The 13159-nt window shown below is 69.1% G+C and carries 14 protein-coding genes; 5 read left to right on the top strand and 9 right to left on the bottom strand.

The window, feature by feature from the left end:
• Positions 1 to 6 precede the first annotated feature (6 nt).
• Positions 7 to 897, bottom strand: coding sequence for an AbfB domain-containing protein (locus EER30_RS15240; protein WP_127501074.1), 891 nt, complete (start codon positions 895 to 897; stop codon positions 7 to 9).
• Between the two features lie 211 nt (positions 898 to 1108).
• On the opposite strand from EER30_RS15240, the gene EER30_RS15235 reads away from it, so the two are divergent.
• Both EER30_RS15235 and EER30_RS15230 read left to right on the top strand, forming a co-directional pair.
• Positions 1109 to 2098 carry a hypothetical protein gene (locus EER30_RS15235; protein ID WP_127501073.1) on the top strand — a complete coding sequence of 330 codons (990 nt, stop codon included), beginning with the start codon at positions 1109 to 1111 and terminating at the stop codon, positions 2096 to 2098.
• A gap of 62 nt (positions 2099 to 2160) precedes the next feature.
• Entirely contained in the window at positions 2161 to 3171 is a 1011-nt protein-coding gene (locus EER30_RS15230; RefSeq protein WP_127501072.1) for an aldo/keto reductase, read from the top strand.
• 76 nt (positions 3172 to 3247) lie between these two features.
• Here EER30_RS15230 and EER30_RS15225 read toward each other — a convergent pair whose 3' ends face one another.
• The 4 genes from EER30_RS15225 to EER30_RS15210 form a co-directional block, all read right to left on the bottom strand.
• Entirely contained in the window at positions 3248 to 4387 is a 1140-nt protein-coding gene (locus EER30_RS15225; RefSeq protein WP_240670025.1) for an alpha/beta fold hydrolase, read from the bottom strand.
• Positions 4388 to 4502: 115 nt separating this feature from the next.
• Positions 4503 to 5609, bottom strand: coding sequence for an o-succinylbenzoate synthase (gene menC / locus EER30_RS15220; RefSeq protein ID WP_127501071.1), 1107 nt, complete (start codon positions 5607 to 5609; stop codon positions 4503 to 4505).
• Positions 5606 to 6235, bottom strand: a complete 630-nt coding sequence (locus EER30_RS15215; protein WP_127501070.1) for a MurR/RpiR family transcriptional regulator — start codon at positions 6233 to 6235, stop codon at positions 5606 to 5608. Before EER30_RS15215 ends, menC begins: the two co-directional genes overlap by 4 nt.
• Entirely contained in the window at positions 6232 to 6897 is a 666-nt protein-coding gene (locus EER30_RS15210; RefSeq protein WP_127501069.1) for a GNAT family N-acetyltransferase, read from the bottom strand. Before EER30_RS15210 ends, EER30_RS15215 begins: the two co-directional genes overlap by 4 nt.
• A 98-nt stretch (positions 6898 to 6995) precedes the next feature.
• On the opposite strand from EER30_RS15210, the gene EER30_RS15205 reads away from it, so the two are divergent.
• Positions 6996 to 8072 (top strand): M20/M25/M40 family metallo-hydrolase, encoded by a 1077-nt coding sequence (locus EER30_RS15205; RefSeq protein WP_127501068.1) that lies wholly within the window; start codon positions 6996 to 6998, stop codon positions 8070 to 8072.
• 39 nt (positions 8073 to 8111) lie between these two features.
• Here the strand turns inward: EER30_RS15205 and EER30_RS15200 are convergent, their stop codons facing one another.
• Complete coding sequence (locus EER30_RS15200; RefSeq protein WP_127501067.1) at positions 8112 to 8513, bottom strand: hypothetical protein; 402 nt, start codon at positions 8511 to 8513, stop codon at positions 8112 to 8114.
• Between the two features lie 513 nt (positions 8514 to 9026).
• Between EER30_RS15200 and EER30_RS15195 the strand changes: the two genes are divergently transcribed.
• Positions 9027 to 9656: a hypothetical protein gene (locus EER30_RS15195; RefSeq protein WP_127501066.1), complete on the top strand. Its 630-nt coding sequence runs from the start codon at positions 9027 to 9029 to the stop codon at positions 9654 to 9656.
• Between the two features lie 183 nt (positions 9657 to 9839).
• A complete protein-coding gene (locus EER30_RS15190) occupies positions 9840 to 10778 on the top strand; it encodes a DUF5995 family protein (protein WP_205650243.1) in 939 nt (312 codons plus the stop codon).
• Between the two features lie 7 nt (positions 10779 to 10785).
• Here EER30_RS15190 and EER30_RS15185 read toward each other — a convergent pair whose 3' ends face one another.
• The 3 genes from EER30_RS15185 to EER30_RS15175 form a co-directional block, all read right to left on the bottom strand.
• A complete protein-coding gene (locus EER30_RS15185) occupies positions 10786 to 11244 on the bottom strand; it encodes a GvpU-like protein (protein ID WP_127501065.1) in 459 nt (152 codons plus the stop codon).
• A 204-nt stretch (positions 11245 to 11448) separates the two neighbouring features.
• Positions 11449 to 12444: a hypothetical protein gene (locus EER30_RS15180; RefSeq protein ID WP_127501064.1), complete on the bottom strand. Its 996-nt coding sequence runs from the start codon at positions 12442 to 12444 to the stop codon at positions 11449 to 11451.
• A gap of 237 nt (positions 12445 to 12681) precedes the next feature.
• Positions 12682 to 13101: an MmcQ/YjbR family DNA-binding protein gene (locus tag EER30_RS15175; RefSeq protein ID WP_240670024.1), complete on the bottom strand. Its 420-nt coding sequence runs from the start codon at positions 13099 to 13101 to the stop codon at positions 12682 to 12684.
• Positions 13102 to 13159 lie beyond the last annotated feature (58 nt).

The raw sequence follows: 13159 nt of genomic DNA, 5'->3' as shown, positions 1-13159 counted from the left end.
GCCGGCTCAGGCCGGGTTGCTGATCACGAACGCGATCGGGTCGCGGCGTCCGAGGCGGACGCCGCCGTCCCGCGCGGTCAGGAAACGGCCCGGATAATTGACCGATTCCAGAAATACGGCATTGCCGCGGGCCGGGCGGGCGCAGAAAGTGGCGTCGGCGGCGAACAGCGCGGAACGGTCACGCCGGTCGAGGCGCAGCACGAAGTTGCGGTGGCGCAGGAAATGGCCGGGAAAGTTCACCGACTCGAACGAGAAGCAATCCTCGGCGGCCAGTCCGCGCCGGACGGTGAATCGCGAGTCCTGACGATCCACGCTCGTGCTGCCGGCACCGATGGCGTCGAAGCGGGCCACGAAGTCGCGGTGCCGCAGCCGGTATCGGGGATAGGCGGCCGACGCGAGCCCGATGGTCTCGCCGGGCGCGAGCCGGGCCTTCGTCGGTGGCCGGCTGGTCGGGCGCCGGCCAGGGGTCGGCGTGGCCGTGACGCGCCGGTGGGTCGGGCCGACCGACGGGCTGGAACTCCTGCTGCTCGCGGACGGGGAGGGCAGCACCGAGACGGGGTCGGTCGGGACGAGCGGTGGCGGCAGGGCGTTCTGGGCTTTCTGGGCTTTCTGGGCCTGAGGCGCGCCGGGGGGCTCGTCGTCCTGAAAGCCGAGGGCGGTCAGGCCCACGACCGCGATCAGCGCACCGGTCGCCCCGGCGAGAACGAGACGGCGCCCACGATCGGAACGGGCGCCGCCGGACGAGGGCGCCGGCCACATCGAGGCCGGGATCGTGCGGCGGACGATGGCGCCGAGCCGGCCCGGCGGAACGGGGGGACGGAGAGGGCCCCGAGTGTCGCGATAGGGCGGAACCCAGCCGCCGATCCGCAGTGGCTCGGGTCTGTCCTCGTCGGGCATGTGAATCCGATCCGGGGTGTCGGCCAAAGACTTTATTAAGCTGCCGGAAAGGCATTCTTACGGCGAATGCCGCCAGGGGCAAGAGGGCGGGCTTTCTTCAACACCTCGATGTTTCCCGGTGCGGAAATCGAACTGCCGCCCGGCGCGTCCCGTACTCCCCGGTGACGGCGCCCGGGTCCGCGGGTGCCGCGGCCGCCCCGAGGAGCGTGCGATGGACGGCTCCGACCTTCCTCCGCCCAGTGAAGACCAAGAACCGCCCGGCGACTACGACACCCGGACCTACGCGGGCCCCGCCGAACGACCGGTCACCCTTCCCCGGATCTCCGACTACTGGCCCGACGCGACCGAGGCACCGCCCGTCGACCCGCCCCGCCCGAAACGGCTGCGGCGCCTCGTCGCGGTGGCCGGTGCGGTGCTCTTCCTCGGGGTCAGTGCTGTCGTCGTCGCGCGGCTGGCCGGCGGCGACGAGCCCGGGCCCCAGCCGGAACCGACGGCCGAGGCCGGCATCGTCGTGGTGCCGACGACCAACCCGCCCGTCTCGATCGCCCCGGCGAAGCCCTCGCCCCCGCCCTCGACCCGGCCCACCTCCGAGGCGCCCGCCGCCCCACCCGGTCCGGCCTTCGCCGCTGGGACGTTCGTGCTGGCCTCGAACGTGACCGAGCTGAACGTCTCGCTCGGCCGGCCCGCCCGCAACGGCGTCGCCCGCGTCAGCACCCCGAAGGACGGCGGCGTGACCCCCGACGCCGACCTCGACGGCAGCACGCTGAAGCTCACCGCCGAGCCGAACGGCCGCGACGGCGACGCCCAGGTGGACGTCGTGCTCGACGAGCGCATCACCTGGACGGTCAAGATGGAGGGCGGCGTCAGACGCGGCACCTTCGCGATGGCCGGCGGCCGGGTCCGCGACTTCTTCTTCGACGGCGGTGCCGAGCGCCTGGCGCTGACCCTGCCCCGCCAGGAGCGCGAGATCGACATCCGCATGGCCGGCGGCGTGCACCGCTGGCGCATCGAGACCGAGGGCGAGTTCCCCGTGAAGGTCCGCCTGCGTCGCGGCGCGGGCGAGGTCGAACTCAACGGCGACCGCGACCGCGACATCGACCGGGGACGGACGCTGCGCTCCCGCGGAGAGGACGAGGTGTCCGGTGGCCTGGAGATCGAGGCGGTGGCGGGGATCGGCTCGCTGTCGGTGACCCCCATCTAGGCGGGGAGGCGCACGGGAAAATGGGTTGACCCGGGGCGCGGGTGAAGAACTAGCGTCGGGCCATGCAGATGATCGAACTGGGACGGACCGGACAGCAGGTCAGCCGGATGGCGCTCGGGGCCATGCAGATGGGCGGCCGCACCGACGAGCGCGACTCGGTGCACATCCTCGACCGCTACCTGGAGGCCGGAGGCTCCTTCATCGACACCGCCAACTGCTACGAGTGGTGGCGGCGCCCGGGCAGCCTGGGCGGCCAGAGCGAGGAGCTGCTCGGGCGCTGGCTGCGCGACGGCAACCGGCGTGAGCAGGTGTTTCTCGCGACCAAGGGGAGCGCGGTGCCGCGCTTCTCGAACGATCTGTGGACGGCGGACGGCACCGCGAACTGGGAGCTGGCTCGCCGGACCTTCGAGGGGGCCGGCGCCGAGACCCTGCGTGACGCGCTCGACGGCAGTCTGCGGCGGCTCGGCGTCGATCACGTCGACCTGTACTACGTGCACGTGGACGACCGGGCCACGCCGCTGGAGGAGACCCTCGAGGCGCTGGACGGTTTCGTGAAGGCGGGGAAGGTACGGTTCCTCGGCTGGTCGAACGTGCGGACCTGGCGGCTGGAGCGGATCCGGCAGCTCTGCGCGCGCAACGGCTGGACGCTGCCGGTCGCCGTGCAGCAGCAGCACTCCTATCTGCGGCCGGCCGCCTCGTCCGACTCGGTCTCCATCGTCGACGGCGAGCAGCTCGACTATCTGGGCGAGCACGACGATCAGACGCTGGTCGCCTACTCGCCGATCCTCAAGGGGATCTACGACAGCGCCGCCAAGCGCGAGGGGCACGCCATGATGGGCGACTACGCCGGGCCGGACGCCGATGCGCGCCTGGCCGTGCTGGCCGAGGTCGCCGCCGAGTCGGGGGTGACGCCCAATCAGCTCGTGCTGGCGTGGCTGATGCACCAGGGCTCGCCGCGCGTGCTGCCGCTGATCGGCCCGCGCACCCCGGAGCAGTTCGAGGACGCCCTGCCCGCGCTGGACGTGAAGCTGAGCGACGAGCAACTGCGGCGTCTGGACGGGGCGGGAGCCTAGAGAAGTCTAACCCTCAACCTGAACCTCACCCTTGGGTCCAGGTTGAGGGTTAGTCGTGTTCTACCAGGTCAGAGCGTTATTCGAAGCGCTGGGCGATCCAGTTGGCGACGCGGTCGGCCGAGGCGATGACGGAGCTGTCGTGGTCCTCGCCGGGCAGTTCGTCGTAGCGGACGGAGGCGCCGTCGTAGGCCCGCAGGCGCTCGACGAGGGCGTCGGTCAGGGTGGACGGGACGGTCACGTCGTCGGCGCCCTGCACGACGAAGACCGGGGCGGTCGGCCGCTTCAGGCCCGGCTCGACGTATTCGACCAGCTTCTTCACCCAGCGGTCGGGCAGCTCGCCGCCGACCAGCAACTGCTGCGGCGTGAGGGTGGCGTAAGCGCCGAGGATGTCGTAGAGGCAGCCGGACTCGAGCACCCCGAGCTTGCGTTCGGCCGGGGCGGCGAGGACCTCGGCCGGTTTGAACGACGGCTCGACCGCGTTCAGGCCGTACAGCGCCATCACCAGATAGCCCTTGCCCTCGGTCTGCGGGATCAGGGCCGCGAGGGTCTCCACGCCGCTGGTCGGCGCGATGCTGACCGTGCCGCGCAGCCGCAGCTCGCCGTCGTAGGCGCCGGCGAGCTGGTTGGCGAACAGCGCCCCCTGCGCGCCCTGCGAGTGGCCGTCGACCACGTACTGCGGGGACAGGCCGTCGTCGAGGTTGCGGGCGGCCCGGACGCTGTCGATGATCGCCCGGCCCTCGCTGTTGCCGACCAGGTAGGGGTGCGGCTCGGGGGTGCCGATGCCGGCGTAGTCGGTCGCCGCGACCGTCCACCCGCGCCGCAGCAGGGAGGCGACCGCGACCCGGGCCTCGGGCCAGAACACGTCGTGGTTGGTCGAGGGCGCGCACTTGTCGGCCAGGCCGGTGGTGCCGTGCGCCCAGGCGACGGTCTTGTTCTTCCGGCGCTCCTTCGGCGTCAGCACCAGGCCGGTCGCGGTCGTGGACCTTCCGCGTACGTCAGTGGTCACGTACTTGATCCGCTGGGCGTCGGCGAGACTCCGCAGCTCGGGCGGGAGCACGGCCGGTGCCTTGCTGAGCACCGTTCCCGGCGACCCGTGGTCGGTCCACTGGAAGACGTGGCTGGGGACCGGCAGCACGGGGCTGGGCGCGGCCAGGGCGGGAGCGGCCGAGCCGCAGGTCAGCGTGGTGGCGAGGAGGCTCACGATCAGTCTGCGCACGCCAAGCAGTGTCAAACAGGCAAACCAGACTTACCGTACGCCGCCCCGCGCTCGATCGGGTGATCATCGCGCCCGCAGGATGCATTTTCCCGCGGGCGCGCGCCACAATGCCCGGTCAGCGCCGCAGATGACCCGTCGTGTTCGCCACGATGAAGTTCTCGTCCGGCTCGCGGCCCAGCCCCGCCGCCGACGGCACCTCGACCAGGCCGTCGTGGGCGACGAACGGCTCGGTGGTGACGTCACGGGCGTAGTACTTGTCCGAACCCGACACGTCCGACGGCAGCGTGAAGCCAGGCAGGGCGCTCAAAGCCACGTTCGCCGCCCGGCCGATCCCGAACTCGTGCATGCCGCCGCACCACACCGGCACGCCGTGCTCGGCCGCGAGGTCGTGGGCCCGTACGGCCGGGGTCAGACCGCCCATCCGCGACACCTTGATGTTGAGGATGCGGCCGGAGCCGAGCCGCAACGCCGTGATCAGGTCGTCGACCTCCTCGACCGACTCGTCGAGACAGATCGGCGTCTGCAGCCCGGCCTGCAGCTCGGCCAGGTCGACCAGGGCGCGAGGAACGTACGGCTGCTCGATCATCAGCAGCCCCAGCGCGTCGAGCTCCTTGAGAATCGGCAGGTGCGCGGGCGTGTAGGCGCCGTTGGCGTCGACGTGCAGCGGCACCGACGGGAAGGCCGAGCGGACCGCCCGTACGGGCTCGGTGTCCCAGCCCGGGGCGATCTTCAGCTTGACCCGGCGGTAGCCCTCGCCGACCCGCGCCGCCACCTGAGCGAGCAGGTCGTCGATGGTGGGCTCGATGCCGAGAGACACGCCCGCCTCGACCTCGCGGCGGGTGCCCCCGAGCGCCTGCGCCAACGGGGTGCTGCGCGCGGCCGACCACAGCGACCAGGCGGCCATGTCGAAGCCGGCCCGCGCGAACTGGTTGCCGCGCACCTTGGCCATCGCCGTGGCCAGGGCGGCCGGGTGGTCCCACTCTTGGTCGAGCACCAGCGGCGCGAGGTGGTCGCGGGCCACGGCCCAGCAGCTCTCGACCGTCTCGGCCGAGTAGAACGGGCCGCTCGGCGAGGCGATCTCACCCCAGCCGGCCGTGCCGTCGTCGGAGGTGAGGGTGACGAGGATGTGCTCGAGGGACTTCTTGGCGTGCGAGCTCGTCTGGAACTCGTGCACGAGCGGCAGGCGTACGCGGCGCAGTTCGACGGCGCTGATGCGAATCATGTGGGGTCCACGTAGAGGTTGAGGTGGGCGGCCAGGACGTCGCGCTCGTGCAGACGCCGTCCGGCGCCCTTCGAGCTGGCGATGGTGAGCGTGGCGAGCAGGTGCAGCGCCAGCACGACCGAGGTGGGCGAGCTGGCGTACGACGCCGAGTCGGTGCCGATGACCACGCGGGTCGCGGCGAGGGAGGTCAGCGGTGCGTCCTCGGCGTCGGTGATGAGCACGAGTTCCCCGCCCTGAGCCGCGTACGCCTCGGCCACCGCGACGGTCTCGCGGCGGTAGCGGGACATCGAGATCGCCACCATCAGGTCGCCCTGCCGCAGGTCACCGAGCACGTCGAGCGGCCGAACGGTGGCCCCGTCGACCAGATGCACGCCGGAGAGCCCGGCGCTGAGGTCGGCGGCCAGCAGCGCGGCGTAGCTGAGCGACTTGCCGTTGCCGAGCAGGTAGCGCCGCCGGGCCGAGACGATGCGGGCGGCGGCCTGCTCGATCGCGTCGTGTTCGGCCGCCCAGGCGAGGGCCTTGCCGAACTCGTCGCGCTGCTGGTCGAGGACGCGCTGCTTGAGCACCTGGGCCGAGCGGCGCTGGACGTTGCGATCGAACCGTTCGGCGGGGGAGGTGGCGGTCATCGCGCCGCCCGCTCGAAGGTGTAGACGGCCCGGCCGTCGTGGTGCTCGACGCGGATCAGGCGGTCACCGGCGTCGAACCGCTTGATCAGGTCGTCGCGGAGGCGGGCGCGCTCGGCCGGGTCGGGTGCGGCAAATCGTGCGTCAGCCTCTATGTGCACGGCCGCGGTCTCGGAGCTTCGGGCCGGTTGCCCGGTCAGATCCCAGGAGACCAGCACACGGTCGGAATCGCCGTCGTCGTAGTAGTCGGGGAGGAACCTGATGCCGGTGGCCCCGAGAACGGTGAAGTTGAAGTGGGCGTTCCGCAGGGCGTACGGGTCGAAGGTCCACCTCATCGTGCGCGCCCCGGTGGACCGGGCGACGTCGGCCTGGGCCTGCTTGAGCCGGCGCCCGAGGCCCGCGCCCTGCAGGCCGGGGGCGACGACCGCGGCCTGCGAGTAGTGGTAAAGCTCGCCGGCCTCGACAGCACTGAACCCGTAACAGAAACCGACCAGCTCGCCCGACTCGCCGAAGGCGCCCAGCACCGAGCCGGCGTTCTCGCCCAGGGCGGCCAGCAGGCGCGGACTGATGCCGAATTCCGGCTGCTCATAGGCGAAGACGCGACGATAGAGGGCCGACGCCGCCGACCACTCGCCCAACCCCTCCAGGCCTCGCACCACGATCATCCGAACACCCCTGAAGCAAAGATACGAAACGTATAATCGTCATGGTGCACCCGTGTGGGCGTTTTGACAACGCCCGGCCGGAAACTTAGCGTTCGCATATGATCGACGCCCTCCGCACGTACACCCTGCTCGAGTCGCCCACCGGGGACGGGCGCGCGCTCGCCGCCCTGGCCGAGGTGCTCGAGGCCGACGCGACCACGGCGGGGTTCGCGGTCTCGCGCGAAGGCGATCACCTGCTCTGGGACCTGCCCGCCCGTGACGTCACCGGCGGCCCGTTGCTGCTGCTCAGCCACTACGACACGGTGTGGCCGGCCGGGACCCTGGCCGAGATGCCGTTCACCGTCGACGGCGACGTCGTGCGCGGCCCGGGCGTCTACGACACCAAAGCCGGTCTCGTGGCGCTGCTGGCCGCGGTCTCGAGGGTCGTCGCTTCAGGTCGACCCCACCCGGGCGTACGGGTTGTGGTGGTGGCCGACGAGGAGATCGGCTCGCCGACCGCCGGGGACCTGGTGCGCGCCGAGGCCGGACGGGCGTCGGCGGTGCTGGGGCTGGAGCCGCCGCACCCGGGCGGGGACCTGAAGACCGGGCGGCGCGGCAGCACCCGGGCCCGCATCTCGGTGACAGGGATCGAGTCGCACGCCGCCCTCGACCCGGAAGCGGGAGTGAACGCCATCGACGAGCTGGTCGATCAGCTCGTCGCGTTCCGGGCGGTGGTGGCGGGACGTCCGGTGCTGCTCAACACGGGGACGATCGCCGGCGGCGGGCGCACCAATGTGGTCGCCGGGCAGGCGCACGCCGATCTGGGGCTGCGATTCACCGATCTCGAGAACGAAGAAGCGGTTCTTGCGGCGTTGGCGGGGCTCACCCCCGTACGGGACAAGGCCGTGGTGAAAACGCAGCTGCTGGCGCGGCGGCCCACATGGCGGGAGAGCGACGCGACGACCGGGCTGCTCGCGCGGATCGCCGAGGTGGCCGCCGGGATCGGTCAGACCATCGGCGGGTCGCCGGCCGACGGTGCGGCGGACACCAACACGACAGGGGCGATGGGCGTGCCCACGGTGGACGGGCTCGCGCCTCCCGGCGGGGGAGCGCACGCCCGGCACGAATGGGTGTCGGCCTCCGGGCTCTCATCGCGGGCCGACCTGCTGGAAGCCCTGATCAACGGTCTTCGGTGACGACAGCCCGCGCCGGTGCCGACCGTCGGCGTCGGCCGGCTATCCGGTGGGCTCCTCGTGGGCGAGCAATGAGGTCGCTGCCAACCCCGTGATCGCCAGACCGATTAGGCTGATGACGGCGCGAAGCCACAGCGGGATCGCGGGCGTCAGCAAGCCCAGAGCGATCAAGACTCCGCCGAGGGTCACACCGGCGGCGAGCAGCAGGGTCAGGCGGTCACCGCCCCGTGCGGCAGCCCAACTGATCGTCAGCACGACCGCAGCTCCGATGGCGACGGTCACCCCGGCGACGCGTATCAATTGCTCGTTGCGGGTGATCAATCGTCCACCGGTCGCGAGCAGGAACAGTCCGGCCGCGGCCACGATGTTCCCCAGGATGTTGACGATCAGATCGCGGACGAATCCCGCGAAGACGGCGCGCTGGTTCGCAGTCCGTTCGCTCACCGGATCGCGACCGCGTCGCCGCCGACCCGGTCGGCCAAGGAATGTGCCGGTGCGTGACCATGTTTCATCAGCGCCTCTATTTCTCATCGCCGTCGGGACGATGTACGTCGTCGCCGGGTCGCGATATTGCCACGACGCGCGATCGAATAGAAATTGATCACTCTGCCGTGGAATCGGCCTCCGCCGCCGAGCGGATCACTGCGTCGTTTCATGGTGACTGTGCAGGTCCTGCGGCAGGTCGTGGTCGGATGTGGACCCGGTGTGCGGCGCCACCCGCCGGCACGTCTGGATCCGCGCGATCGGTGAATCTGCCGATGACCTCTCAAGACCTGGAAAATCCTGCCCAACCAGTGCTGCCGCCCGCGGAGCCTGACCGCGATCGTCTTCCACCTGGTCGAGAATCCGGCTCGCGGAGGACGGAAAGGCTCATTGATCGATTTCTGTTCGGTTGCCGGCCGTGGGAGCATCGCGGCCCGGCGACGACACGCGTCGTCACCCTGACGCTGGTGAGACGTGGACATGACACCTGAAGGCCCGGCGACCGGGCGGTACAGCACGGATTCCGGCGAGCCCGGGGGCCGCGCTCAACGTCACATGGCTCGATTGATCATCGCGCTGAGTGCCGGCGTGGTCGTTGTCGTTCTGCTGCTCGTATATCTCTTGGTCAATGCCGCCGATCCCGAACCGATTGCCGGCCCGCCCCCGGGCACCGGTGACCAGTCGTCGGGTGCCACGACCGATCCGACGCGGGGCGCCGCTCCGTCCGCACCCCGATCGCAGGCCACTCCCATTGTCATCGACCCGGTCGCCGGGCCACCACTTTGTGCTTCCTTTCGCGGCTCCGGCGATGTGCCTCAAGGCCGGACATTGTGGTTGACCGTGGTGAGCGACGAGCATAGATACTATTTCTTCCCGACGGTGCCGGAGCTACATCGTTGGACGGCGGAGAACGTAACCCTCGGCATCCCCGAGGAGAAGCCCGGTGAGCCCTTCACGGTGCTCGCCGTGCTGGCCGACGCCACCGGGGACAAAAACATCGAGAAATTGGAAGGGAAAGGTGCTCGGAGTCTCCCGGAGGGCGTCGAGGAGAAGCACAAGATATATGTAAGACGCGGTGCCGGCGAACAAGAGTGCCAGGAGTAGCGGACGAGCCGGCCGCGCCCGTAGTGGCAGTCCAGCCTGTCCGACGGTGCCGCGGGCAACCGGCTGGCAGCTACTTCCCGTGCATGGCCGGCCCGGGGCCGACGCGCTCTGTGAGGGAACTCGCGGACGACTTGCCGACAATGTGGTGGCGAGAAGGACGGGTGATCGCGAAGAGTGTGTCGCATGACCACTCCATTCGATCGTGAGCTTGTCCGGGGCAGTGCTGAGGTGTTCCGGGCCAAGCGGCTCGAGCTGTCCACGCTGGAGATCCCGGCCGGGCGCGGGTGGACTCCGCTGCACGAGCGGATCGGTGCGGCCCTCGAGGACCATCCGCAGGGCATCGGTGACGTCATCACCATGCTCGTCACCGTGCAGGCCATCCTCGACGAGCTACCGCCCAGCCCGGCCGCCAACCGTGTCTCGGCGTTCAACGAGCTCTACCTGAAGATCACCCGCCGGGTCGACGGCGCGCTGGTCACCGGGGTCAACCAGCCGGAGTTCCTCGAGCTGCTCGACGTCGAGTTCGCCAAGCGCTACTTCGACGCCCTCAACCTGTGGAACGACGACAACGAGGACACCCCCGACGTCTGGGAGGTGCTCTTCAAACGGGCCGCCGACACGAGGATGAGCCGGCTGGCCGCCGCGATGCTGGGCGTCAACGCGCACATCAACCACGACCTGGCCCTCGCGCTGATCGGCACGTGGAACGAGCTCGGCGCCCCCGAACCCGAGGACGAGGTCATCCACCCCGACTACCTGCTGGTCAACGAGATCTTCTACCAGGAGATCCCGCCGTTGCGCCGCGGCTTCTCGACCGCCTGGCAGCGCGACCTCGACGAGTTCGTCGGGCCGCTCGACGACTGGAGCCAGCGCATGCTGGTTACGGTCACCCGCGCTCGGGCGTGGGACCAGGCGCGTCGCCTGTGGCTGCTGCGCCACGACACCGACGACTTCGAGCAGGCCCGCCGCACGATGGACCGGGCCGCGTCCCTGCTGGCCGAGTGGGCCATCGTCGGCGACCGCCTGGTGTCCGACGCGGGCGGCGGCTGGCGTTTCCTGCGCAAGCTGTTCGGCCGCCGCAGGCCACCGACGCGACCGGTGCGGTCCCTCAGTTCCCGATGAGCTCGGCTCAGCCCGGCGTCCAGCCTGAGATGTCGGCCAGGCGGCCGCGCCACAGCATGCCGCCCTTGCCCTCCAGCCAGCCGGGGCTGTTGATGCTGGCGTTGCGCAGGTGGATGTAGCGGGTCGGCGTCATCAGCGCGGTGTGCTGGCGGTGGGTGACCTCGCCGCCGGTGTCGCGGCTCTTGATGGCGTCGTGCGCGAGGTCGGACTGTTCCTTCACGTGCTCGGCCGTGCCGACGTAGAACGCGTCGGAGTGGTCGTTGAGCTCACTGACCTCGGCGAACCACTGCCACTGGGGAATCAGCTCCCCGGTGACCAGCAGCCCGTGCACGCTGAGACTGAGCGAAACCCCCGGGTCGACCGCCTCACTGAGCCGGTCCATCTGGGCCACGTACGTCCCCAGCACGCTGTCCGGCTCCGACCAGTCGACAACCGAGGCCGGGCCGTTGAGCATCGCATCAAGCATCAGCCGACTCTACGATCGCCGACCCGCCCGCCGAGGCGTATTCCGACGACTCGTCCTGCGTAAGGCCGTCCGAGAGCGGTCCGAGGCTTCGTTCGCGGTATTTGGGATTCTGGTCGTGAACTCTCCCTCCCGCGTTTCGAGCGTCAGCTCTGACTCGTGGCCGATCAGCGCGTCCATCGTGTTCTTGAATTCCAGATTTCGAGGTCACTTCCCTGGCTCGGAATGCCTTCCAGAGGGCACGATTTTGGACCCATCCGGATTGGAAAGCCAAGCATATTTGTAACCGGCATGCCTGGGTGGTATTCCGCCTCTCGTCGGGCCGCTGATCGAGTGTTGGGCGAACGGGGCGAGCGCGGTGAAAGCGAACGGTTTACCGTTGTCTGTCAATACCTCGGTACCACTTTGCAAATCGTCGGATTCGCCGAACTCGTATCCTACGTGCACCTCGAATCCGACCGAGTGTTTCTGGGATTTCATGTTGAGCAGGAAGTTGAGGGTCTCATCTCGTACCAGGGTCGCCGTCCGTCGTTCGACGTACGGGATGTCGGTCACTCTTCCGTCGGTCGAGGTGAAGAGTCCGACTGGCACGTCCTCGTCAAGATTGAATGTCAGTACCTCGAAGTCGCCGACTCCCCCTCTTCCTCCTGGGGGTTCGACGAAAGCGGTAGTGATCGGCGCTCGTTTACTGACAAACTTAATCGCAAAGGATGTCAAGCGAACGGGCTGATAGAGGTTGCCTACAATTCGTAGGTTGATTGAGGTGCTGGTCGTTGCAGGCACGCCGCCCCAAAGGCGAGGTTGCCCCAGGTCCGCCCGACCGTCATTGTAGGCATTCACGAAATTCTCTGCCTGCGACTTGGTGCTGAAAGCGGCGGGCCACGTTGCTCCGAATGACGTGACGATATCGAGCGGCTTTTCGTCTCCGAACATTCTGTCAAGCAGTGGTGCCACGCGCGGTGTTGATCCTAATGGTGTCGTAAAGGCTGTGACGGCCGCACCCAGTGCTGCTGTCAGCACGGCTCCGGTGGCTACTGCCAACATGCGCACCAGTCGTTTTCGCAGCGGATTACGGTCATTCCCGGTCCGATTTTCCGCGTTTCGTGAAAAGCCATTTCGGTCGAGCCGTTGCTTCTTGTTATCACGCCTTTTGCGGTTCTTGGAAACGGGACGTTTCTTTGCTTTCGCGTTGTTCTTGACCACGTACACTCTCCAACGCACCGCCAGGCCCATGATGTAAGCCCAAGAATGATGCCACGCGCTGGGACTTTTCGAAATCCCGAGCGCGACACCGTCAGAGGCTCGGCCCGGCGTGCAGTCGATCCTCGACGGAGGAGCGCTGTCGCTCGTTCGGTTGCGAAGTTCTGTCCTGTGCGGACGCGTCGTCAAAGAGGAGGCCCCTCGCGGAGCGAAGCAGAGCCGTGGACTCAGCCGGGTAACTCAACCCAGGGATCCAGCTCGCCAAGCGGCGGCTTTGCGTTTGGGGGCGCGGGCCAGCCACGCGTCCTGGATGATCTCGCGCAGCTCGCCGTGGCTGAGACGGCCGATGTCGCGGCCCAGCAGAAGCACGGCGTTGTAGCCGTTCCAGTGCGGCGTCGTGAAGAACGGCGTGCTCTCGTCGAGGCAGAGGGCCTGTTTGTCGGCCTCGGACTCGACGTGGAAGGCGATCACGTCCTGATAGCGCTCGCCGGTCTCGGGGTCGACCGCGTCCTTGCGGGGGCCGCGGAAGAACACGAACGTCTTGCCGCCGACCGCGAAGCCGGGGCGTTCGTCGTCGCCGCTCACCACGCAGTCGGGCATCGCCGTCGCCAGCGCGTGTACGTCTTCGACCCGCGCGGGTCGCTCGTCGTCACCGGACACGGTTTCAGGGTAACCGCACGCCCGATCAGAGAAGGCCCGAAAGTTGATGGGTTTCACT

The sequence above is a fragment of the Actinoplanes solisilvae genome (genome assembly GCF_003999975.1).
Classification (GTDB): domain Bacteria; phylum Actinomycetota; class Actinomycetes; order Mycobacteriales; family Micromonosporaceae; genus Actinoplanes; species Actinoplanes solisilvae.
The sequence above is the reverse complement of the archived record's forward strand: the minus strand, read 5'-3'. Positions and strand labels throughout refer to the sequence as shown.